Origin of the sequence: Nonomuraea sp. MTCD27, assembly GCF_041950495.1 — a bacterium.
Taxonomy (GTDB): Bacteria; Actinomycetota; Actinomycetes; order Streptosporangiales; family Streptosporangiaceae; genus Nonomuraea.
On record NZ_JBGNUW010000014.1, the window covers coordinates 274,692 to 295,245 of the forward strand.

Genomic DNA, 20,554 nt, shown 5'->3' on the forward strand with positions numbered 1-20,554 from the left:
TGGTCCGGACACGTCCGCCACGGGCGGGGGAGTAAGTGCCCGTCCAGGAGCCAGCGGCTGGAATAGCCCCTGGACGGGAGTAGAGGGAAGGCCCGGCTGCCGCGGGCGCTGGGAGAGACGACAGCCGGGCCTGGATCATGAGCGCGAGCCGATGCGGTCGACGGTGTTCTGCATCTCGCCGAGCTCGATGTCGACAACGGCGAGCAGCGTCTCCACGACCGTCAAGCGGGCTCGGGCAACCCTCGGGTCCAATGCGGACCAGAGGTCGGTGATGTTGGCCTGCCGGTCGTCCCAGGAGAGGGTGTCCCAGCAGGTGAGTTCGTCGGCCTGGCTGTAGGTGAGAAGGGCAGTCACCGGGTCCTCCGCTTCGGGCAGGAGGAGCAGCGGGGGTCGGTGCAGCGGCTGTTGTCCAGCGTGTGAGCCAGAGCTCGTGGAGGAGACTTCATCTCCCGCTCCAGCTCAGCCAGAGCAGCCTGCATCTCGGCGACAGTCATCGCTCTACCGCCTGACGTCGAGAGCGGTAGACGTCGAGCTCGTACACGTTCCTGATCGGCGCCGGCCTGGGAGTGGCAAGGCCAGCCACGATGAGGAGGTTGTCCGCATCCTGAACAAGTCCTCTCGCCCGCCAAACGTCGGCCGTGACATGGACCGCGTGCAGCGTGTCCAGGGAGAGGGCGGTGTTGAACGCGGGTTGTGTCATGATGAGGCTGTCCTTCCATGCGGTAACGGCCTGGAAGACATGCGACGGGCGGCTTGAGTCTTGGCGGATGAGGGCCGCCCTCGCCATGTCCGGGTAGTAGCCACGAGGGTGAGAGCACATCGCCAAACGCAATCGCGAACGGGTCGCACGAATGCATGGCGAGGCCCCTCGATCGGAGAGCAATTACTGGCTGTTGGGCAGCCGGGAAAAGGGATGCGTTATTGCTTCCCCTTCTACTGACTTTCGCTAAGCGGTGTTAGCGTGTTCTGCTTAGAAGGTAACCCTCGACATCTGTGCCGTCAAGGCGTATGAGTGGACTTGCTAAGGCCCCTTAGTGATATCGAAACCCCCAAAAGAGGACATATATGTTCATTGATGCTGAAGCGGTACTAGCCCTCGTGGCGGACGACAACGATCCAATCGAGCGGATCAAGAACGCTGGTGCCGCAATCGCAGAGATACAGAGCCTGACCGCAGAACTCGGCCGTTTCCGTCGGGAGGAGGTTGAGGAGTTGAAAGCGGCTGGGATGTCTCAGAACGCGATAGCCCGGCAGGCGGGCCTGACCAGCGCCAGGATGAGCCAGGTCATGAACAGCGCCCCAGCTCCCGAACGGGCGTTCTTCGGTGTAAAGGTAGATCCGGTCATCGTTGCGGTAGCTGAGAAGCGGGAGGGCGGGAAGCCCAAGCCGGGGCCTGTGGTCTCCATCGACGACATGAAGGCGTACGACGATCTCCGGAACCTGGTGGAGGATCTCGGCTTGACTTCAAACTACGAGGTCGTGAAGCCCCCAGGAATGATCCGCCTGAACAGGAACGGGCTCGTTGTCATTTGCGGTCCGCGCCACTCTGACACCATCGCCGAAGTGTTGGCATCTGACGACAATCTTGGGTTCGAAAAAGACGATTCCGGCTGGTTTCTGATCGATAAAGAACAAAAGATCACCTACCGGTCGCCCGAGGACAGCGACGAGCCCGGAGACATCGCGTACTTTGGTCGCTTGCCGCGCCCCGACCGGAAGGGATACTTCCTCTACATCGCGGGCATCCACGCCGCCGGCGCCGCCGGAGTCGTCCACTACCTGAGCCATGAGCTCGGATCGCTGTACCGGGAGGTGCGGCACCGACGCTTCTCCATGCTGATCCAGTGCCGCTATGATCCCGACACCCACGCGATCATCTCCAGCGAGAGGATCACCCCGGTCTACAAGCATGAAGGATGACCTTGAACATCGCGTTCGAGACGCTCGCCGGCTCAGCGGATCGAGTCAACGAGGACTGGGTGGCGGCAAGCCCGGACGCTGTGATCGTCCTTGATGGAGTTACCGCACCTCGGGTCGCATCCCCCGGCTGTACCCACCCAGTCTCCTGGTTCACGCAGCAGATAGGTGGCCGCCTCTTTGTACTTCTCGGGGAGGCGATAGACATGCAGAACGTTCTCGCCACGGCAATCGATCAGGTTGCGGAGTTGCATCGCGAGTCGTGCAACCTCGCGAGCCCTGGTGTCCCTGCGGCAGCTGTGGCCATGGTCCGTCGTCGCGGGGACGGTGTCCTGGACTACCTGGTGCTGGCTGACACTGTGATCGTCATCGACACCGGCCACGAAATCCATGTTGTGTCGGACAGCCGCGTCGACCAGGCGGCGCCTGAAGCGCTGGCGGCTACTCGTGACGAGGCCATCGGCACGCCAGAGCACCAGGCAGCTGTGGCTCGCATGTCGGTCGAGCAGTTGAAGAAGCGCAACGTCCCGGGCGGCTACTGGGTGGCCGCTGTCGAACGGGAAGCAGCCTTCCACGCCTTCGTTGGACAGGTGCCAGTCGGCGATGTCCGGCGGGTGGCGATATTCACGGACGGGGCGAGCCGAGCGGTCGATACGTTCCAGCAGATGGATTGGGCGGCGTGCCTCGACTACCTGCAAGAACACGGACCCCGAGGACTAATCCGCCACGTGCGCAGCATCGAGGAGACTGACCCAGCAGGAACGCGATGGCCACGGTTCAAGGTGTCGGACGACGCAACGGTGGCCGTCGTGGAAATGTAAGTGCTCCCTCGCGTTTGGGTGGGTCAGCGCATCATGTGCTTGTAGAACCAGCTCATTGCGTACTTCTCGAAGGCTTTGCGCTCCGACTCCACGGAGCGCCTGTGTCTGACGAGCGCGGCAGCGTACTCCTCGGGTAGCGGGACCGGCCCGGCGTCGTTGAGCACGTACAGCAGCGTGATCACGATGAAAGCCTCGGGCTCGCTCGTGGGTCGCCACGGACGTCTATTGCGCCGGCGTCGGCGGCCGTTCTCCGTCAGCCACCATCCGCCGTCGGCGTCGAACTCGATTTGCCACTTCCACGCCTTCATATTGGGCGCGTGGTAGTCGACCATGTCGCGAAGGGCTGCTTGTTGGTCCTCTGGCGGGTCGGGTACGACCTGCTCCACCAGGTGGCCGTCATCCCGGCGGGGGCAGTCGGTGCTGCCGTCTTGGCCCTCCCAGCGGCCGTTCGCTTTCTCCTCCACCGGGGCGCCGCAGGCGAGACACAGGAGCGCGCTCATGTGGGGTCTCCGGTCCTGAGATCCAGCTTGGCGGGCGAGACCCAGGGCGTTATGGCCCGCATTCCTTCAGCGGGGCGGTGGCGCTTCCTTGCCACGTCCGACTCTGGGGAGTCGACACAAAGGACACGGTCCACGGCCGGGTCGCGTTCGGTAGACCGATATCCCACCTCTTCACGGACGATCTGCTTGCTGCAGTAGGCGCATATCGTGCCAGCGTCTTGTGATGGGTACGATTCGCTCACTCGGACCTCCGTCGTCCGACAGGGCCTGATCGAGCGTTCGCAGCGCTGATCAGGCCCGACGCATTCTTGCCTCGGGTCTCGTCATCGTATGGACATCACATGGCTATGTATAGCTCTACATGGCTCCCCATGCGTTTATGCAGCTCAGGGGGGCCATAGCGTGCTCCCGTGACCGTTCCGCCATTCGATCCAGAGCTGGACAGCAGCGAGTACGTCTACGTACGCCTGGCCAATCACATCGAAGCGCGCATACGCGCCGGCGAGTTGAGCTTGGGGCGGCGCCTGCCGGCCGAACGGGATCAGGCGGAGGAGTACGGAGTCGCGTACCTGACCGTGCGCCGGGCGATGAAGGAACTCCGCGAACGAGGGCTGATCAAGACGGCGATCGGTCGAGGTACCTACGTCGTAGATGTGCTGCCGCCCGCGCCCGGGGAGTCCACAGACGCTTAGGGGCGTGGCGTGCGGCGACGCAGGCCCGACAGCTCCGGATGGGATGCTGATTCCTGCGCCGCCGCTTTTGCTTTCTTACCACACATATGTTCGGGGTACACCGGGGAAGACCTAGGTATACCCGGGTGTACCTGGGATTTCCCCGGTCTGCTGGGGACTGCTGGGGACCGCTACGGTTCCGACCATGATCAAGTGGCGGCCATCGCACTTGTGGGAGGAGGTCGCGGCGACTCTTCGGACCCGTATCGAGAGTGGCCAGTACCCGCCCCAGACGCGCATGCCGTCCATCCGTGACGTCATGCAGGAGTTCGAGGTGGGCAAGAACACCGCCCTGCACGCACTGGAGCACCTCGAGGAGCAAGGGCTCGTGGTGATGGTCCAGTCGCAGGGGACGTTCGTCACCCCGCGGGAGGAGTGGCCGCAGGCGTGATCACGCCGCGTCGGGTGTCTGGGCGATGAGGAGTTGGCCGGCCAGCGCGGCGACGAGGGCGTCCAGGTTGGGTTCGATGAGGAACTGCCGCATGCCGGCGGCGGCCTGCTCGGCGTTCGGTGGGGTGATGCGGACGGCGATCCACGTGTGGGGGCGGCGCCGGATGGTCCAGGCAGGGTGCATGTGCTCGAGCATGCGGAGGCGGCGTTCGAAGTCCCGCATCTGGGCGGTGATGGGCGTTGGCGGCAGCATTGTCATACAGGAGCCCCCCTGGCTGCTGATGTTCCACTTGTCCCGGCTGTCTCCCCCGTGCCGGGAACTGACAGCATGCGTTGTTCACGTACGTGAATGGAAGATGTTGCTTGAACTTTCCACGACGGTCGATCGGCCGTCAGTGGTCTCGTCGGGGCGTACGGAGTGTGACGGCCGAGGGGTTCCGGTTCGCGTTCGCGATGGGTTCGCGATAAGTTCGCGATGGAACCGGGCTAACGATCTCTGCGATCTGCCCGAGTCTGCCAAAGACTGCCAGCCTGACCTGCTCTTACGCGCATAGGCCCTGTTCGCCAGGATGTGCGAATCTGCATGGTAAGGAGAAGGTCAACGGTTCGATTCCGTTTGGGGGCTCGCATCCTGCAGAGAAGACGCCCGGTCCAAGAGTCTTGGAGCCGGGCGTTCGCTGTTGCGGGCGGCTGTGTGGGGGTTCGCGGTGGATGTTGCCCGCTGCTACGCTGATGTCCCGCATGGAGGCGGCAGACGGGGCTGTCGCTTATTGATTTCGGTTGTCGGGGGTTCCTGAGGCATACTGGGAGCACCCCACCCGATCGGGTGAGTTACGAATGTGCTCACGGTGTCGGGTATCCTCTACGGGCCGGGTCGTTCCGGCTCAAAGGCGGAGTAGCTCAGTCAGGCAGAGCAAACGGCTCATAATCGTTGTGTCGCCGGTTCAAGTCCGGCCTCCGCTACTGCCCAATCCCAGGTCCACCGGCCTGGGTACGGGCGTGTCCATGTCCCGAACGTAGAAAGGCACTCCCAAGTGGCTGCCACAGACGTTAGGCCGAAGATCACGCTGGCCTGCCAGGAGTGCAAGCACCGCAACTACATCACGCGGAAGAACCGGCGCAACGACCCGGATCGGCTTGAGCTGAAGAAGTACTGCCCCAACTGCCGCTGCCACCGCGCGCACCGCGAGACCCGCTAGGTTCTCCGGGCAGGGCTTCTGCCCCACATCCTCCATATCGCACAACCGGCGTCCCCACGCAGGGCGCCGGTTCGTCGTGTCTGTCCCCCTGCCGGGCCCGGCGGGCGGGGGCCTGATCCGCGCCCTGGCAAAGAGCACGCCATGACCGGCGACAGCCGAACCTTGTTCTGTTAGCGTCGGCCTCAGCAGCGCTGGGACGGACGCGAGGGAGCATTGATGGCCTTGAACCGTGACTTCGTGGGCAGAACCTACCCGCCGAGTTCTCCTTACGAGGTGAGCCGGGTGAAGATCAGGGAGTTCGCCGCCGCGATCGGCGACCACAACCCGCTCTACCGCGACAGGGAGGCCGCCCAGGCGGCCGGCTACCCCGACGTGATCGCGCCGCCCACGTTCCCCATCGTGTTCAGCCTGCAGGCCGGTGGCGAGGCGCTGGTCGACCCCGACCTGGGGCTGAACCTCGCCATGGTGGTCCACGGCGAGCAGCGCTTCGAGTACGCCCGCCCCATCCACGCCGGTGACGAGCTGGTCGCGACCGCCACGATCACCGACATCCGCACCGCCGGCCGCAACGAGCTGCTGACCGTCAGGAGTGACGTGTCCACGGTCGAGGGCGAGCCGGTGTGCGTCACGTACAACACGATCGTCGAGCGTGGAGGGGCCGGCTGAGATGACCGCCACGGTGAAGTACGACCAGGTCGAGGTCGGGCAGGAGATCCCGGCCGTGGACTACGACGTGCGCAGGCTCAACCTGGTGATGTACGCCGGAGCCTCGGGGGATTTCAACCAGATCCACTGGAACGAGCGTTTCGCCAGGATGGTCGGGCTGCCCGACGTGATCGCGCACGGCATGTACACGATGGCGCAGGCCGGGCGGTTCGTCACCGACTGGGCGGGCGACCCCGGCGCGGTGGTGGACTTCGGGGTGCGGTTCTCGTCGATGGTGGTCGTGCCCGACGACGATCAGGGCGCCACGATCTCGGTCAGCGGGGTGGTGGAGGAGAAGCTCGAGGACAAGAGGGTGGTCGTCGGGCTCACCGCCAGGTCGGGCGACGCGCGCGTGCTGTCGAAGGCCAGGGCGGTGGTCCAGCTCTCCTGAGCCGGATGATATGGCGGGCGGCTCGCGGGTAGCGCGTGTCCGTATGAGTGATGCTGCGCGCATGGTCTGGCCCACGGTTCGATCGATCCCCGTCTCCGCCGTGACCGATGGCAAGCCCCCGGGGCGGCTGCGGCCCGCGCGGGCCGAGCAGGTGGCGGGTGGCTCGGGCACCGGGCGCGACACGACGGGCGGCCCGCCGGTCGCCGGGACGGGCGCCCCGGCGGGTGGCCCGGCGACCGGGGTCGGCACGGCCGGGGCCCGGTCACGTGGCACCCGCGCCGGCGGAGCGCACGCCAGCTTGAACCCCGCCGCCGAGCTGGGCTTCTCCGGCGACCCTGGGCAGCACGGCGACCCGGGGTACGGCATGCTGCACGCCCAGCGCGTCTGGGACGGCACGCTGGCCACCAACCGCCTCGACGACCTGGGCGTCAACACCGAGCGGCAGCGCGTGGAGACCAAGGACGTCACGGTCAGCGTGGGCCTGCTCGTGGACGGCTGGCCGGAGGACGTCAGGGCGTGCCTGCAGTCGGTGATCGACCACACCGGGGCGCGGGTGCTCGCCCTCGACCTGGGCAACGTGGACGGGGCCGGCGAGGTGCTGGACGAGCTGTGCGAGCGGCACCCGGAGCGGATCGCCGGCTGGCACGTGGCCGAGGCGCCGCACTGGCGGGGCGGCACGGCGACCTGGGGCGAGAGCCGGGGCAAGCTGCTGCGGCTGGACGAGGCCGAGGTGCACGTGCTGATGGAGACGAACGTGGTCCTGCGTGGCGACGCCCTGACCCCGCTGGTCGCGGCGGTGGTGGAGGGCGCGATGGCGGCCGGCTGGAAGGGCGTGGAGGCGGCCGACGGCGGCGCGGCGCGGACCAGTGTGGGCGTGATTCCGGAGTGGCGGGAAGGGCCCGGCGGCACGGGGCCCGAGTGGCGGACGGCGGGCCCCGGGAAGGTGCTGGCGCTGGTCGGGGAGCTCATCGCCGTACGCAGGGCGCAGGCGATCGGCGCGTTGCCCGAGGACGCCTGCTACGGCCGGTACGCAGATCTGGAGCTCTCGCTGGCCCTGCCCGGCGACCTGGTCGTGCCCCACGAGCCGCTGCCCGTGGCGCTGCTGGGCCGGCACGACGTCTCCTCCGCCTACTCGGACCGGGAGTCCCGGCGCAACTATGACGGGGTGCTGCGCATGCTGCGCGCCTCATAAGCTAGTTGCTCATGGAGATGCTCGCGCCGTACACCACGTTGCGCCTGGGCGGGCCCGCCCGCGACTTCGCCGAGGCGACCTCGGCGGAGCAGCTCGTGTCCCTGATCGCCGAGGCCGACCGGAAGGCCGTGCCCACGCTGGTGCTCGGCGGGGGCAGCAACGTGGTCGTGTCCGACGAGGGGTTCGACGGGCTGGTCATCAGGGTCGCCACCGAGGGCCTGGCCGTCTCGCGCGACGGCGAGCAGGCCGTCGTGACGGTCGAGGCGGGTGAGGACTGGGACCGGCTGGTGGTCCGCGCGGTGGCCGAGGGCTGGTCGGGCATCGAGTGCATGTCCGGCGTGCCGGGTCTGGTGGGCTCGACGCCGATCCAGAACGTCGGCGCCTACGGGCAGGAGGTGTCCCAGACCATCAGGTGCGTGCGGGCCTACGACCGGCTCACCAGGCACGTGGTGGACCTGGAGGCGCGGCAGTGCGGGTTCTCCTACCGCGACAGCGTCTTCAAGCGCGACCTGGCGCGATATGTGGTGCTGGCGGTGACGTACGCGCTGGACATCTCGGAGCTGTCCGGCCCGGTGGTCTACGACGAGCTGGCCAGGCGGCTGGGCACCGAGGCGGGCGGCCGGGTGCCCCTCGACCGGGCCCGGGAGGCCGTCCTGGGGCTGCGGCGGGGCAAGGGCATGGTGCTCGACCCGGCCGATCCCGACACCCGCAGCGCGGGCTCGTTCTTCACCAACCCGGTCCTCACGCCGGCGGAGGCCGAGGAGCTGGCCGTCCGCGCTCCCGGGCATCCGCGCTGGGAGCTGCCCGGCGGGATGGTCAAGGTGCCCGCGGCGTGGCTGATCGAGCAGGCGGGCTACCCGAAGGGCTACGAGCGCGGCCCCGTACGCATCTCGACCAAGCACACCCTCGCCCTCACCAACCCGGCCGAGCGCGCCACCACCGGCGACCTGCTGGCCCTGGCCAGGGAGGTGCGTGACGGGGTGCGCGAGAAGTTCGGGGTCACGCTGGTCAACGAGCCGGTGCTGGTGGGCTGCACCCTTGGGGAATAGGCACCCTGCTGGGGCTGTTATGGTGTTCTGGAATTACCGAAGGGGAGTAGTCCCAATCGCGTGATCGACACACTGGCGCTTCGGCGCCCGGTCGCGCGGGCCTCATACGGGCGGACGAGACCTTCGGCCTGGCAGTCATGTGACAAAGACGCTGCCGGGCCGAAGTCGTGCCCGAAAAACTCCCCGGGTGCCTGCTTCCGGCCTGGTCGCGCGGAAGAGGACCCCCTTTGGAAGCGTTCTGGATCAGCCTCGTCGCCATCTTCGTGGCGGAGCTCGGCGACAAGAGCCAGCTCATGGCGATGACGTTCGCCACCCGTTTCAAGACCTGGACCGTGATTCTGGGCATCACGATCGCGACGACGGTCGTGCACCTGCTCAGCGTCGCGGTGGGCGGCCTGATCGGCGACGCGCTCCCGACGACGGCGATCTCCGTCGTGGCCGGCCTCGCCTTCATCGGCTTCGCCGCGTGGACGCTCCGCGGTGACGAGCTGACCGAGGAGGAGTCGCGCAAGGCCCAGCGCACCACCAGGAACGCCCTGATCGCGGTGACCGTGGCGTTCTTCCTGAGCGAGCTGGGCGACAAGACCATGCTGGCCACCATCACGCTGGCCACCCAGCACGGCTGGGTGGGCACCTGGATCGGCTCCACGGTCGGCATGGTGGCGGCAGACGCGCTGGCCATCCTGGTCGGGCGGCTGCTGGGCCGGCACCTCCCCGAGCGGATCATCAAGTACGGCGCCGCGGCCGGATTCGCCATCTTCGGTGTGGTGCTGCTGGGTGAGGCCCTCCTCTAGGACAGCAGCGACTAGGACAGCAGCGACAGGCGGTGGGCGGCCGCGGCCGCCTCGCCCCGCGTGGTGACGCCCAGCTTGGCCAGGATGTTGGACACGTGGACGCTCACCGTCTTCGCCGAGATGAACAGCTCGGCCGCGATGTCCCGGTTGGTACGTCCCTGCGTCACCAGCCGCAGCACCTCCAGCTCGCGCGGCGTCAGCAGCTCCGACGGCTCCTGCGCCGGCTGGAGGCCGCCCACCCGGCGCGACAGAACCTCGATCTCCTCCACCAGCGGGGTCGCGCGCAGCGCCCGCGCCAGCGGGAGCGCCGCCTTCAGCCGGGTCGCCGCGCCCTCCCGATCGCCGCACCGCGCGGCGGCCGTGGCCGCCCGCAGCAGGGCCTTGGCCTGGTTGTGCGGGCGCCTGAGCCGCTCCCAGGCCGCCGCCGCGGCGTCGAAGTCGCCGGAGTACGACAGCCGGTACGCCTCCACGACCGGCCCGATGACCGACAGCTCGGCGGCCACCTCCGCGGCGTGCCCGCGCACCGCCGCGGTCCGCTCCAGCTCGACGTCCTCGGCGGCGTCGCAGACCGTGCGGAGCAGGGAGAGCAGCCGCCAGCCGAGCATGGCCTTGCTCGACTGCTTGGGGTAGGAGAGCACGCGTTCGGCCTCGCCCAGCGCCGCTCCCGGCTCGCCCCTGGTCAGGTACCAGCCGATGCGCAGGCGGGCGTTGCTGATGATGTCCTGGACGAACTCCTGGGGGCGTTCCTTGAACACCCCGATCTCGGCCAGGATGGCCTCGACCAGCTGCAGCTCGCCCCTGGCCAGCGCGATGTCGGCGCGGACGCGCAGCAGGGAGTACCTGGTGCGCAGGACGGGGCCGTGGCTGAGCGCCATGTCGACGACCTCGATGGCCTCGTCCCAGCGGCCGAGCGCGTCGAGCACCTCGGCCCAGTTGTTCAGGATGAACAGGCCGCTGCCGCGCAACCGGCCGTACTGCTTGGCGATCCGCCAGCCGTCCTCCGCCATGCGCAGCGCCTCGTCCGCGCGGCCCATGTCGATGAGCACGTCGATGGTGTTGCCCATGGCCCGGGTGGTCAGGCGGCCGGAACCCTCGCTCCGGCCGATCTCCAGCGCCTGCTCGTTGATGGCGATCGTGGTCTCGAGCCGCCCGTTGAGCGAGTGTCCGAGCGCCAGGTTCAGCAGCAGGTCGCCTTCGAGGCAGCGCTCGCCGTGCTCCCTGACCCAGCGCAGGCCCTCGGCGATGAGCTCGCCGGCCTCGTCGATCTCGCCTCTCAGCATCAGGTGGCGGCTCAGCGGCATGACGACCTCGGCCCAGTCGAGGCTGTCGTCGGGCACGAGCCGCAGCGCGTGCCTGAGGTCGTCGATGACGCCGATCTGGCCCTTGGAGTTCTTGAACGCCGCCCGGCGCGCGATGAGCTGGGCCACCCGCGCCGGCTCCTGGGCCTCGTCCAGCTCGGACAGGGCCGCCTTGACGAACTTGACGCCCTTGTCCACGTCACCGCCGGCGTTGGCGGCCTCGGAGGCCCGCTCCAGCACGCCGGTGTGGTCGGTGCCGATGAGCTCGGCGGCGTCGGGCACCCGGTCCCAGAGCATGAGCACGCGTTCGAGCAGCGGGAGGGCCTCGGTGTACGCGAACGCCTTGTACGACTTGCGCGCCGCCTCCCAGGCGGAGATCAGGGCCCAGCGGTCGTCGCGGGCGCCGTACCAGTGGTGTGCCAGCTCGACGGCGGCGCGGCCGGGCGGGACGAGCTCGCGGTCCTTGGAGATCTCCTCGGCGAACCTGGCGTGCAGGCGCTGGTGCTCGCCCGGCAGGAGCTCGTCGTGGACGGCCTCGCGGATGAGGGAGTGCCTGAAGACGTAGGCCCGGTTGTCGGCGATCTGCAGCACGTTGCCGGCGATGGCCGGGCGCAGCGCGGTCTCCAGCTCGACGTCGGACAGGCCGCTCACGGCGGCCAGGAGCGCGTGGCCCACCCGGATGCCGCCGGCGGCGGCCACGCGCAGCACGCGCTGGGTCTCCTCGGGCAGCCGCTCGACGGAGCTGAGGATCAGGTCCTGCATGGACTCGGGGAACGTGCACTCGTCGCCGCTGTCCAGCATGGCCTCGACGAAGAGGGGGATGCCCTCGCTGCGCTCGTAGACCTTCTCGACCTTGGCGTATTCGGGGGTCTTGCCGAGGATCGCGGTCATCTGCTGGGCGACCTCGTCCCGCGACAGGCGGGGCAGGTCGAGCCGGTGCACGCCGTGGACCCGGCCCAGCTCGGCCAGCACCGGCCTGAGCGGGTGCTGGCGGTGCAGGTCGTCGGAGCGGTAGGTCATGACGATCAGCACCTGCGGGGCGTGCAGGTTGCGGCTGAGGAAGGCGATGAGGTCGCGGCTGGAGCGGTCGGCCCAGTGGATGTCCTCGATGACGAGGATGGTGGGGCGGCTGTCCGCGAGGCGTTCCAGCAGGGTGAGGAACTGCTCGAAGAGGCGGGCGCGGCCGGTGTCGGTCTCGCCGTCGCCGCTGGGCTCGCCGAACTCGGGCAGCAACCGCGCGAGGTCGCGCTCGGCGCCGTCGGGCAGCAGCCCGGCGATGGCGGCCGGGCCGTGCTCCCTGACGAGCTGCCGGAGCGCGGCGGTGAACGGCGCGTACGCCAGGCCCTCGGTCGACAGCTCCACGCAGCCCCCGAACAGCACGTGGGCGCCGCCGGCCGTACAGTGCTCGGCGAAGCGCTGGACGAGCCGGGTCTTGCCGACTCCTGCCTCGCCTCCGAGCAGGACGGCCGTCACCGTGCCTTTTCGGGCCTCGTCGAAACTTTCAGAGAGAGCCGCCAGCTCCTCTTCCCGCCCGACGAAGACGGGACTGACAGATCGTCCCCGCATGTCATCCAGCATGTCATGCCACATCCGATGCTTACGACGGATTTATGGGGGTATTGAGGCCCGGCCACGAAGGAGATTGTGGCCGGGCTCTCTTGGGGCGGTCATGAGGAACGGCGCTTGCCGAAGAAGGAGCGGCGCTCGGCCTTGTTCCCCTTCTGGGCCTCCCGTACGCGGCGGTGCTCGGCGGCGGCCTTGCGCAGTTCGCTCGCCTGGTTCTTCATGAGCTCGTATTCGATCTCGGGATGCATCTTTTTCTCCTGCGATTTCGTGCTTCTTCCTGACACCTTTAAGACTCGGGCTAAGGCCCGGCCCGGCGCATCGGGTGGATGCCTTATCTCCGGGGCCTTTCACGGGCCCGAACGCCTACGGCATACCTAGGACCTGGGCTCCAATGCCCTAGGAGCGCCCTAAGGTGGTCCGGTTTGGAGGTAGAGGCCCTGGTCGGCGATGCTGTCTAGGTGTCAACTGTGACTACCTCGCTCGCGGACGTCGCCTCGTCCGACGCGGCGCTGCGAGCATTCCTGCACGGCCTGCCCGGGGTTGACCGGGTCGGCGCGGACCAGCGGGCGGCGATGCTCGGCACCCGTTCGATCAAGACCACGGCCAAGGCGCAGGCCATCGACCTGGCGATCTCCATGGTGGACCTGACGACCCTGGAAGGGGCCGACACGGCCGGCAAGGTGCGCGCGATGTGCGCCAAGGCCGTGCGGCCCGGCGGCGACGCGCCCTCGGTGGCGGCCGTCTGCGTCTATCCCGACCTGGTGGCGGTGGCCGTAGAGGCGCTGAAGGGTACGGGCGTCAAGGTGGCCTCGGTGGCCACCGCGTTCCCCAGCGGGCGCACCTCGCTGGAGGTCAAGGTGAGCGACACCGCGCTGGCGGTGGCGGCGGGCGCCGACGAGATCGACATGGTGATCGACCGCGGCGCGTTCCTGTCCGGGCAGTACATGAAGGTCTACGAGCAGATCGTCGCGGTGAAGGCGGCCTGCGGGCCGGCCCACCTGAAGGTGATCCTGGAGACCGGCGAGCTGGCCACCTACGACAACGTGCGCCGGGCGTCCTGGCTGGCGATGCTGGCTGGCGGCGACTTCATCAAGACCTCCACCGGCAAGGTGGCCCCGGCCGCGACGCCGCCGGTGACCCTGATCATGCTGGAGGCGGTGCGCGACTTCCGCGACGCGACCGGCCGCCAGGTCGGCGTGAAGCCGGCGGGCGGCATCCGCACCACCAAAGACGCCATCAAGAACCTGGTGCTGGTCAACGAGACGGTCGGCGACGACTGGCTCACCCCCGACTGGTTCCGGCTGGGCGCCTCCTCGCTGCTGAACGACCTGCTGATGCAGCGCCAGAAGCTGGCCACCGGCCGCTACGCGGGTCCCGACTACTTCACCCTGGACTAGACGATGTTCGAATATGCACCGGCCCCCGAGTCGCGCGACGTCGTTGACCTGAAGTCCTCCTACGGGCTGTTCATCAACGGTGAGTTCGTCGACGGCTCCGGCCCCTCCTTCAAGACCGTCAATCCCGCCACCGAGGAGACGCTGGCCGAGGTGGCCACGGCCTCCTCCGACGACGTGGACCGCGCCGTCCAGGCCGCGCGCAAGGCGTTCGGCGTCTGGAGCGCGCTGCCGGGCGCCGAGCGCGCGAAATACCTCTTCCGCATCGCGCGGATCATCCAGGAGCGGGCCAGGGAGCTGGCCGTCCTGGAGACGCTCGACAACGGCAAGCCGATCCGCGAGTCCCGCGACGTGGACCTGCCGCTCGTGGCGGCCCACTTCTTCTACTACGCGGGCTGGGCCGACAAGCTGGAATACGGGGGGTTCGGCACGAAGCCGCTCGGCGTCGCCGGGCAGGTGATCCCGTGGAACTTCCCGCTGCTGATGCTGGCCTGGAAGATCGCGCCGGCGCTGGCCTGCGGCAACACGGTGGTGCTCAAGCCGGCCGAGACGACGCCGCTGACCGCGCTGCTATTCGCCGACATCTGCCGCCAGGCCGGCCTGCCGCCCGGCGTGGTGAACATCGTCACCGGCGCGGGCGAGACCGGCGCGGCCGTGGTGGCGCACCCCGACGTGAACAAGGTGGCCTTCACCGGCTCCACCGAGGTCGGCCGGATCATCGCCAGGACCGTCGCGGGCACCGGCAAGAAGCTCACCCTGGAGCTGGGCGGCAAGGCCGCGAACATCGTGTTCGAGGACGCCGCCATCGACCAGGCCGTGGAGGGGATCGTCAACGGGATCTTCTTCAACCAGGGCCACGTGTGCTGCGCCGGGTCGCGGCTGCTGGTGCAGGAGTCGGTCCAGGAGGAGCTGCTGGCCGCGCTCAAGCGCCGGCTGGGCACGCTGCGGCTGGGCGACCCGCTGGACAAGAACACCGACATCGGCGCGATCAACTCGGCCGAGCAGCTCGCCAAGATCCGCCGGCTCAGCGAGCTCGGCGAGTCGGAGGGGGCCGAGCGCTGGTCGCCCGCCTGCGAGCTGCCCGGCAAGGGCTTCTGGTTCCCGCCGACGCTGTTCACCGGGGTGGCGCAGTCGCACAGCATCGCCCGCGAGGAGATCTTCGGGCCGGTGCTGTCGGTGCTGAGCTTCCGCACGCCGGCCGAGGCGGTGGAGAAGGCCAACAACACGCCGTACGGGCTGTCGGCGGGGGTGTGGACCGAGAAGGGCTCGCGCATCCTGTGGATGGCCGACCGGCTGCGGGCCGGCGTGGTCTGGGCCAACACGTTCAACAAGTTCGACCCGGCCTCGCCCTTCGGCGGCTACAAGGAGTCGGGCTTCGGCCGCGAGGGCGGGCGCCACGGGCTGGAGGCCTACCTTGATGTGTGACCACCGCCGCGCCGGTCGCGGGAAACGGCGGGCCCAGGCCACCAGGGGGCACGCCTTCGCCCGGGCCGGCCGGCCCGTACGCACCGGCTGGTACGCCCACCGCTGCGGCGTGAGCCGGTGCGGGCAGGTCTTCGCGCCGGTCCAGATGTCGCATGAGTCCACGTGGAGGGGTCGGGGCGATGAGTAGGTTGTCCGTCAGAAAGACCTACAAGCTGTACATCGGAGGGGCGTTCCCGCGCTCTGAGAGTGGAAGGTCCTACCCCGTGACCTCGGCCAAGGGAGACTTCCTCGCCAACGCCTCGCGGGCCTCGCGCAAGGACGCCCGCGACGCCGTGGTGGCCGCGCGCAAGGCGTTCCCCGGCTGGTCGGGCGCGACCCCGTACAACAGGGGGCAGATCCTCTACCGCGTCGCCGAGATGCTGGAGGGGCGGCGCGCGCAGCTCGCCGAGGAGGTGGGCGGCGGCAAGCGGGCCTCGCTGGAGCAGGTGGACGCGGCCGTGGACCGGCTGGTCTGGTACGCGGGGTGGTCCGACAAGATCGCCTCGGTGCACGGGGCGGCGAACCCGGTGGCCGGGCCCTACTTCAACCTGTCCTCGCCCGAGCCGACCGGCGTGGTGGCCGTCGTGGCGCCCGCCGACCCGCTGCTCGGGCTGGTCTCGGTGGTCGCGCCGGTGATCGTGACCGGCAACACCTGCGTCGTGGTCGCCTCCGAGCCCTCGCCGCTCGCAGCGATCACCCTGGCCGAGGTCCTGGCCACCTCCGACCTGCCGGGCGGGGTCGTGAACATCCTCACCGGGCAGCAGGCCGAGCTGGCCCCGTGGCTGGCGGCGCACATGGACGTCAACGGGCTCGACCTGACCGGGGTCGCCGACGCCGACCTGGCGGTGCGCTGCGAGCAGGCGGCGGCGGAGAACCTCAAGCGGGTCCTGCGGCCCGTCCAGGAGGACTGGGCGGCCGATCCGGGGATCGGCCGCATGACGCGGTTCCTGGAGACGAAGACCGTCTGGCACCCGGTCGGCATCTGATCAACATCTGACCAGCATCTGACCACAGCGTCCCTCCGGCCCGCTCAGGCCGGGGGGATGTTGTGGTTCAGGCGGAACAGGTTCGCCGGGTCCCAGCGGGACTTCAGCTCGGTCAGGCGCTCGTAGTCGGCCGGCTCGTACGCCCTGCGCACCTCGTCGGGGCCGGCGTTCTCGCCGTACAGGAAGTTCAGCACCCGGCCGCCCGTCGCCCACGGTGACAGCGCCTCCCTGACGGCCTCGTGGACCGGGCGCAGCGCCCGCGGGTCCGTGCCGGGGGCGAGGCCGGGGGACAGGACGGCGGCGAAGTAGGCCGCGTCCCGGTGGCCCACCGAGTTGGGCGCGCCCTGGGGCTTGGCCAGCGCGCCGCCGAGGTGGCGCAGCTCGATCACGCCGCGCACACCGAGCAGCGCGTCCAGGGACTCCGGCGGGAGCTCGCGCAGCAGGGAGTGCGTGGCGAAGTAGCCGGCCGGTTCGGTGGGGTCGTTGTGGATGGCGGCCGACGCGGTGTACGGCAGCTCGCCCACCGTGTCCACCAGCCGGGGGCCGATCGCCCGCAGGGGACGGACGAGTTCCTCGCCCTCCGCTACGTCCCCGGTGTACGCGATGCGGACGTGGGCCACGGTCCGGCCGCGGAAGGGCGCCGGCACCTGCTCGACGTCGGGGAAGGGGATGACGGCGATCGACGAGGTCATCTCGTCCGGCAGCGACCCGGTCCAGTCCCGCCAGGTGTGCAGGGCGGTCTCGACCAGGTCGGTCCCGAAATAGAGCGCGCCCCCGTACAACCGCTCGACCGGCACCAGGCCGATCTCCAGCGCGGTCGCCACGCCGAAGTTGCCCCGGCCGCCCACCAGCGCCCAGAACAGGTCGGGGTCGCTGTCGGGGGTGACGTGGCGGTGCTCGGCGTCGGCCGTGACGACGTCCACGGCCCGCACCTGGTCGGCGGCGTAGCCGTAGCGCCTGGCCAGCAGGCCGAGGCCACCGCCCAGCGTGTAGGAGACCGCGCCCACGACCGGGGACGAGCCGGACAGCGGGGCCAGGCCGTGGCGGGCCGCCTCCGCGATGACCTGGTCCCAGCGCACGCCGGCCTCGATCCGCGCGGTGGCGGTGGCCGGGTCGACGGTGACGGCGTTCATCCGGCCGGTGGTGATGAGCAGGCCGCCGGAGGCGGGGAGGGGCACGCCATGCCCGGTGGCCTGGACGGCGACGGGCAGGCTCTCGGCCGCGGCGCGGGCCACCGCCTGCCGTACCTCTTCGGGGGTGGCGGCGGGGACGATCAGGTCGGGCCGGTGGGAGGAGAGGAGGTGGAAGCCGGTTCGTTCGGCGTCGTATCTGGAGTCGTTCCGGTGCAGCAAAGATCGCATGATTAATCCCTCTTTACGTCTCCTTTCCAGGGTGCCGAGGCGAAACCTATAAGTCCAAGAGATAGATCTTCTGATCGACAGAAGCGATTGTTATGGATCAGAACGAGAAGCCGGGCGGCCGGAGCGGCGGGTGGGCCGCCTGGAGCTGGGCGGCCAGGCCCAGCAGGTGGGGCTCGCCGCCGGGCGGGGCGATGAGCTGCACGCCGATGGGCAGCGCGCTGGAATGAGTGGCGAGGGGGACGGTGATGGCGGGCCAGCCGCACATGTTCCAGGCGCCGGTGGCGGGGGCGTACCGGACGTTGCTCCCCGCGTTGCGCAGGAAGCCGCGCTCGCCCCAGCGCTCGGCCTTCGGCGGGATGGCGGCCAGGGCGGGCGTGATCAGCGCGTCCGCGTCGCCGAACCACTGGTCGGCGCCGTAGCCGCTCCAGCGCTCCCGCCCGCGTACGCCGTCCAGCTTGAGCGCGCCGAGCACCCGGCCCGCGCGGGCGAGCCCCCGCGTGCGGCGCTCCAGCCGCCCGCGTTCCAGGCCCTCGGCGGCCTCGGCGGCCCTGACCAGCCAGGTCGCGATCGTGGCCGGGCCGAGCCAGGCCGGCAGCCTGCGCTCGTGCTCGACCACCGTGTGGCCGGCCAGCCGCAGCGTCTCGGCCGCCCCGCGCACCGCGGCCCGGAACTCCTTGTCCATCGGCAGGCCGGGCGGCAGCAGCTGGGGAGCGTAGGCCACCCGCAGGTCGAACGGCTCAGGGCTGGCCGGCGGCGGTTGCGGCTCCCACACCTCGTCGTCGTCCGCCCAGACCGAGCGCAGCATGCGCGGCGGGGGCTCGACCCGACGGCCGCCGCGCCACGCCTCCGCCAGCGACGGGTCCGCGGCCAGCACGGACAGCGCGAGCGCCAGGTCCGGGACGGTCGTGGCCAGCGGGCCGTTCTCGGTGAGCCGCTCCCAGTCGTTCGCCGGCGGCGGCACCAGGCCGGTGCCCGGCTTGATGGCCAGCACGCCGCAGCAGGCCGCCGGGATGCGCAGCGAGCCCATGCCGTCGTTGCCGAGCGCGAGCGGCACCATGCCCGCCGCCACGGCCGCCGCGCTGCCCGCCGACGAGCCGCCGGCCGTGCGGGAGGGGTTCCAGGGGTTGCGCACAATGCCGTACGCGCTGTCGCCGAACGCCACGAGCCCCAGCTCCGGCAGGTTCGTCAGGCCGACGACCACGGCGCCGGCCGCCCGCAGGCGGGCCACGGTCGCGTGGTCCTCGGGCGCCGGCGCGTCGGAGGTGGCGGCCGACCCGCCGCGCGTGGCCTCCCCGGCCACCTCGAGATTGTCCTTGACCGCCACCGGCACGCCGGCCAGCGGCAGGTCGGTCAGGTCGCGCCGCTTCTGCAGCAGCCGCGCCTCGTCCACGGCCTGCTCCCTGACCAGCCGGAACGCCCCTACTCTGGAATCCCGCTCCGAGATGGCGTGAAGGTGCTCCTCGACGACGGTGGCGGCCTTGACATCCCCGTGCCGGACGGCCCTCGCGATCTCGATGGCGGACCTGCCTGCCCACAACATGACTAGAGTGTGCAGCTTTTCACTCTAGGTTGCGAGGCTCGATAGGGTCGATCCACGTGAACCAACCTTCGCTTGCCCTCCGCCAGCGCTCGCTGGGCGACCCCTCGGCCGAGTTCCCGCTGTTCCCGCCACTGACGCGGGGCTGCCCCAAGACCAGCACCGCCGAGCTGGCCTATCCGCTGGAGGTCGTCTACGACTACGCGAAGGTGGATCGGGGACTGTTCGGCCAGGAGCCGGGTCCCGACCTCGCGCGGTGGGCGCCGTTGCTGCCGCCGCTGGAGGCGCCCACGCTGGGCGAGGGCGGCACGCCGCTGGTTCGGCTCGGTGACGTCTACATCAAGGACGAGTCGCGCAACCCGACGTGGTCGCACAAGGACCGGCTCAACCGCGTCACGGTCAGCGCCGCCGTCGCATGCGGCGCGCCGGGCGTGGTCGTGGCCTCCTCCGGCAACCACGGGGCCTCCGCCGCCGCCTACGCGGCCCGGGCCGGGCTGCCCGCGATCGTGCTGGCCTCGGCGGAGTCGCCGCCGGCCGTGCAGGCGTTCGCGCGGGCGTACGGGGCCAAGGTCGTGTCCGTCCCCGTGGAGGCGCGCTGGCCGCTGCTGCGGGAGGTCGTCGACCGGCTCGGCTACCACCCGGTCAGCAACCAGACCGTGACGCACACCGGGCACCCGTTCGGGCCCGAGGGCTACAAGACGATCGCGTACGAGCTGTTCCTGCAGCTCGGGGAGGTACCCGCGGCGGTCTTCGTGCCCACCGGATACGCCGAGCTGCTGTACGGCATCTGGAAGGGGTTCGTGGAGCTGCGGCTGCTCGGGCTGGCGGAGAAGGCGCCGCGGATGTTCTCCTGCGAGTCGGCCGCCGGCGGGCCCCATGCCAAGGCGCTGGCCACCGGGGCGCCCGCCGCGATCGTCGAGCTGGGGCCCACCGAGGCCTACAGCCTGGCGGGGCCGGTCGGCGGGCACCGGGGCGTGGCGGCCGTGCGCGACAGCGGCGGCGAGGCGGTGCTCGTGACCGACGAGGAGATGCGGCGGGCGCAGCACGACCTGGCCCGGCAGGGGATGTGGCAGGAGCTGTCGGGGGCGGCCGGGCTGGCCGGGCACCGCAGGCTGCGGCGCGACTTCGACGGGCCCGTCGTCTGCGTCGCCACCTCCAGCGGGTTCAAGGACGTGGGTGTCGGGAGCGAGCGCTATCCCGTCGTCGAGAACCCGACGCTGGACGGCCTCGTGCCGTGAGCCTCAGGGTCTGACTCAGAC

21 protein-coding genes and 1 tRNA gene are annotated in these 20,554 nt (G+C 69.8%); 15 read left to right on the forward strand and 7 right to left on the reverse strand.

What is annotated here, in order from left to right; genetic code table 11:
* Positions 1-135: 135 nt before the first annotated feature.
* A complete protein-coding gene (locus ACBJ59_RS36750) occupies positions 136-354 on the reverse strand; it encodes a hypothetical protein (RefSeq protein WP_375114788.1) in 219 nt (72 codons plus the stop codon).
* Positions 355-1,065: 711 nt separating this feature from the next.
* Between ACBJ59_RS36750 and ACBJ59_RS36755 the strand changes: the two genes are divergently transcribed.
* Positions 1,066-1,920 (forward strand): sigma-70 family RNA polymerase sigma factor, encoded by an 855-nt coding sequence (locus tag ACBJ59_RS36755; protein WP_375114789.1) that lies wholly within the window; start codon positions 1,066-1,068, stop codon positions 1,918-1,920.
* A 2-nt stretch (positions 1,921-1,922) separates the two neighbouring features.
* On the forward strand, positions 1,923-2,738 hold the full coding sequence (locus ACBJ59_RS36760; RefSeq protein WP_375114790.1) for a protein phosphatase 2C domain-containing protein: 816 nt from the start codon (positions 1,923-1,925) through the stop codon (positions 2,736-2,738).
* Between the two features lie 23 nt (positions 2,739-2,761).
* Here the strand turns inward: ACBJ59_RS36760 and ACBJ59_RS36765 are convergent, their stop codons facing one another.
* Positions 2,762-3,238: a hypothetical protein gene (locus ACBJ59_RS36765; protein ID WP_375114791.1), complete on the reverse strand. Its 477-nt coding sequence runs from the start codon at positions 3,236-3,238 to the stop codon at positions 2,762-2,764.
* A 410-nt stretch (positions 3,239-3,648) separates the two neighbouring features.
* Between ACBJ59_RS36765 and ACBJ59_RS36770 the strand changes: the two genes are divergently transcribed.
* Positions 3,649-3,930 (forward strand): GntR family transcriptional regulator, encoded by a 282-nt coding sequence (locus tag ACBJ59_RS36770; RefSeq protein WP_375114792.1) that lies wholly within the window; start codon positions 3,649-3,651, stop codon positions 3,928-3,930.
* 184 nt (positions 3,931-4,114) lie between these two features.
* Positions 4,115-4,360: a winged helix-turn-helix domain-containing protein gene (locus ACBJ59_RS36775; RefSeq protein ID WP_375114793.1), complete on the forward strand. Its 246-nt coding sequence runs from the start codon at positions 4,115-4,117 to the stop codon at positions 4,358-4,360.
* Here ACBJ59_RS36775 and ACBJ59_RS36780 read toward each other — a convergent pair whose 3' ends face one another.
* A complete protein-coding gene (locus ACBJ59_RS36780) occupies positions 4,361-4,618 on the reverse strand; it encodes a hypothetical protein (protein WP_375114794.1) in 258 nt (85 codons plus the stop codon).
* 630 nt (positions 4,619-5,248) lie between these two features.
* Here ACBJ59_RS36780 and ACBJ59_RS36785 point away from each other — a divergent pair.
* The 7 genes from ACBJ59_RS36785 (at position 5,249) to ACBJ59_RS36815 (ending at position 9,689) form a co-directional block, all read left to right on the forward strand.
* Positions 5,249-5,322: transfer RNA gene (locus ACBJ59_RS36785), tRNA-Met, on the forward strand.
* Positions 5,323-5,393: 71 nt separating this feature from the next.
* A complete protein-coding gene (gene rpmG, locus ACBJ59_RS36790; protein ID WP_019632658.1) occupies positions 5,394-5,558 on the forward strand; it encodes a 50S ribosomal protein L33 in 165 nt (54 codons plus the stop codon).
* A gap of 216 nt (positions 5,559-5,774) precedes the next feature.
* Positions 5,775-6,224, forward strand: a complete 450-nt coding sequence (locus tag ACBJ59_RS36795) for a MaoC family dehydratase N-terminal domain-containing protein (protein ID WP_364127572.1) — start codon at positions 5,775-5,777, stop codon at positions 6,222-6,224.
* A 1-nt stretch (position 6,225) separates the two neighbouring features.
* Entirely contained in the window at positions 6,226-6,654 is a 429-nt protein-coding gene (locus tag ACBJ59_RS36800) for a MaoC family dehydratase (protein WP_375114795.1), read from the forward strand.
* 61 nt (positions 6,655-6,715) lie between these two features.
* Positions 6,716-7,846, forward strand: a complete 1,131-nt coding sequence (locus ACBJ59_RS36805; RefSeq protein ID WP_375114796.1) for a hypothetical protein — start codon at positions 6,716-6,718, stop codon at positions 7,844-7,846.
* Between the two features lie 11 nt (positions 7,847-7,857).
* Positions 7,858-8,895, forward strand: coding sequence for a UDP-N-acetylmuramate dehydrogenase (locus ACBJ59_RS36810; RefSeq protein WP_375114797.1), 1,038 nt, complete (start codon positions 7,858-7,860; stop codon positions 8,893-8,895).
* Positions 8,896-9,122: 227 nt separating this feature from the next.
* Positions 9,123-9,689 (forward strand): TMEM165/GDT1 family protein, encoded by a 567-nt coding sequence (locus ACBJ59_RS36815; RefSeq protein WP_375114798.1) that lies wholly within the window; start codon positions 9,123-9,125, stop codon positions 9,687-9,689.
* An 11-nt stretch (positions 9,690-9,700) separates the two neighbouring features.
* Here the strand turns inward: ACBJ59_RS36815 and ACBJ59_RS36820 are convergent, their stop codons facing one another.
* Together ACBJ59_RS36820 and ACBJ59_RS36825 are read right to left on the reverse strand one after the other, a co-directional pair.
* The gene (locus ACBJ59_RS36820) at positions 9,701-12,553 is read right to left on the reverse strand and encodes an AAA family ATPase (protein WP_375114799.1); all 2,853 of its coding nucleotides are present in this window, start codon (positions 12,551-12,553) and stop codon (positions 9,701-9,703) included.
* A 101-nt stretch (positions 12,554-12,654) separates the two neighbouring features.
* Positions 12,655-12,801, reverse strand: coding sequence for a hypothetical protein (locus ACBJ59_RS36825; protein WP_375114800.1), 147 nt, complete (start codon positions 12,799-12,801; stop codon positions 12,655-12,657).
* Positions 12,802-13,020: 219 nt separating this feature from the next.
* Between ACBJ59_RS36825 and deoC the strand changes: the two genes are divergently transcribed.
* The 3 genes from deoC to ACBJ59_RS36840 all read left to right on the forward strand — a co-directional run bounded on the left by deoC (position 13,021) and on the right by ACBJ59_RS36840 (position 16,397).
* Entirely contained in the window at positions 13,021-13,950 is a 930-nt protein-coding gene (gene deoC / locus ACBJ59_RS36830) for a deoxyribose-phosphate aldolase (RefSeq protein ID WP_375114801.1), read from the forward strand.
* 3 nt (positions 13,951-13,953) lie between these two features.
* Positions 13,954-15,372, forward strand: coding sequence for an aldehyde dehydrogenase family protein (locus tag ACBJ59_RS36835; RefSeq protein ID WP_375114802.1), 1,419 nt, complete (start codon positions 13,954-13,956; stop codon positions 15,370-15,372).
* Positions 15,373-15,524: 152 nt separating this feature from the next.
* Positions 15,525-16,397 carry an aldehyde dehydrogenase family protein gene (locus ACBJ59_RS36840; RefSeq protein ID WP_375114803.1) on the forward strand — a complete coding sequence of 291 codons (873 nt, stop codon included), beginning with the start codon at positions 15,525-15,527 and terminating at the stop codon, positions 16,395-16,397.
* A 44-nt stretch (positions 16,398-16,441) separates the two neighbouring features.
* On the opposite strand, the gene ACBJ59_RS36845 is transcribed toward ACBJ59_RS36840, so the two are convergent.
* Both ACBJ59_RS36845 and ACBJ59_RS36850 read right to left on the reverse strand, forming a co-directional pair.
* Complete coding sequence (locus ACBJ59_RS36845; RefSeq protein WP_375114804.1) at positions 16,442-17,758, reverse strand: FAD-binding oxidoreductase; 1,317 nt, start codon at positions 17,756-17,758, stop codon at positions 16,442-16,444.
* Between the two features lie 97 nt (positions 17,759-17,855).
* On the reverse strand, positions 17,856-19,298 hold the full coding sequence (locus ACBJ59_RS36850) for an amidase (protein WP_375114805.1): 1,443 nt from the start codon (positions 19,296-19,298) through the stop codon (positions 17,856-17,858).
* A gap of 56 nt (positions 19,299-19,354) precedes the next feature.
* On the opposite strand from ACBJ59_RS36850, the gene ACBJ59_RS36855 reads away from it, so the two are divergent.
* The gene (locus ACBJ59_RS36855) at positions 19,355-20,533 is read left to right on the forward strand and encodes a pyridoxal-phosphate dependent enzyme (RefSeq protein ID WP_375114806.1); all 1,179 of its coding nucleotides are present in this window, start codon (positions 19,355-19,357) and stop codon (positions 20,531-20,533) included.
* The last annotated feature ends 21 nt before the right edge of the window (positions 20,534-20,554 follow it).

What these genes read in the sequence shown, in the direction of transcription:
- ACBJ59_RS36755 (WP_375114789.1), top strand. Translation starts at nt 1,066, where the DNA reads ATGTTCATTGATGCTGAAGCGGTACTAGCCCTCGTGGCGGACGACAAC.
- ACBJ59_RS36765 (WP_375114791.1), bottom strand. Translation starts at nt 3,238, where the DNA reads ATGAGCGCGCTCCTGTGTCTCGCCTGCGGCGCCCCGGTGGAGGAGAAA.
- ACBJ59_RS36775 (WP_375114793.1), top strand. Translation starts at nt 4,115, where the DNA reads ATGATCAAGTGGCGGCCATCGCACTTGTGGGAGGAGGTCGCGGCGACT.
- ACBJ59_RS36780 (WP_375114794.1), bottom strand. Translation starts at nt 4,618, where the DNA reads ATGACAATGCTGCCGCCAACGCCCATCACCGCCCAGATGCGGGACTTC.
- ACBJ59_RS36795 (WP_364127572.1), top strand. Translation starts at nt 5,775, where the DNA reads ATGGCCTTGAACCGTGACTTCGTGGGCAGAACCTACCCGCCGAGTTCT.
- ACBJ59_RS36800 (WP_375114795.1), top strand. Translation starts at nt 6,226, where the DNA reads ATGACCGCCACGGTGAAGTACGACCAGGTCGAGGTCGGGCAGGAGATC.
- ACBJ59_RS36805 (WP_375114796.1), top strand. Translation starts at nt 6,716, where the DNA reads ATGGTCTGGCCCACGGTTCGATCGATCCCCGTCTCCGCCGTGACCGAT.
- ACBJ59_RS36810 (WP_375114797.1), top strand. Translation starts at nt 7,858, where the DNA reads ATGGAGATGCTCGCGCCGTACACCACGTTGCGCCTGGGCGGGCCCGCC.
- ACBJ59_RS36820 (WP_375114799.1), bottom strand. Translation starts at nt 12,553, where the DNA reads ATGCGGGGACGATCTGTCAGTCCCGTCTTCGTCGGGCGGGAAGAGGAG.
- ACBJ59_RS36825 (WP_375114800.1), bottom strand. Translation starts at nt 12,801, where the DNA reads ATGCATCCCGAGATCGAATACGAGCTCATGAAGAACCAGGCGAGCGAA.
- ACBJ59_RS36835 (WP_375114802.1), top strand. Translation starts at nt 13,954, where the DNA reads ATGTTCGAATATGCACCGGCCCCCGAGTCGCGCGACGTCGTTGACCTG.
- ACBJ59_RS36840 (WP_375114803.1), top strand. Translation starts at nt 15,525, where the DNA reads ATGAGTCCACGTGGAGGGGTCGGGGCGATGAGTAGGTTGTCCGTCAGA.
- ACBJ59_RS36845 (WP_375114804.1), bottom strand. Translation starts at nt 17,758, where the DNA reads ATGCGATCTTTGCTGCACCGGAACGACTCCAGATACGACGCCGAACGA.
- ACBJ59_RS36850 (WP_375114805.1), bottom strand. Translation starts at nt 19,298, where the DNA reads ATGTTGTGGGCAGGCAGGTCCGCCATCGAGATCGCGAGGGCCGTCCGG.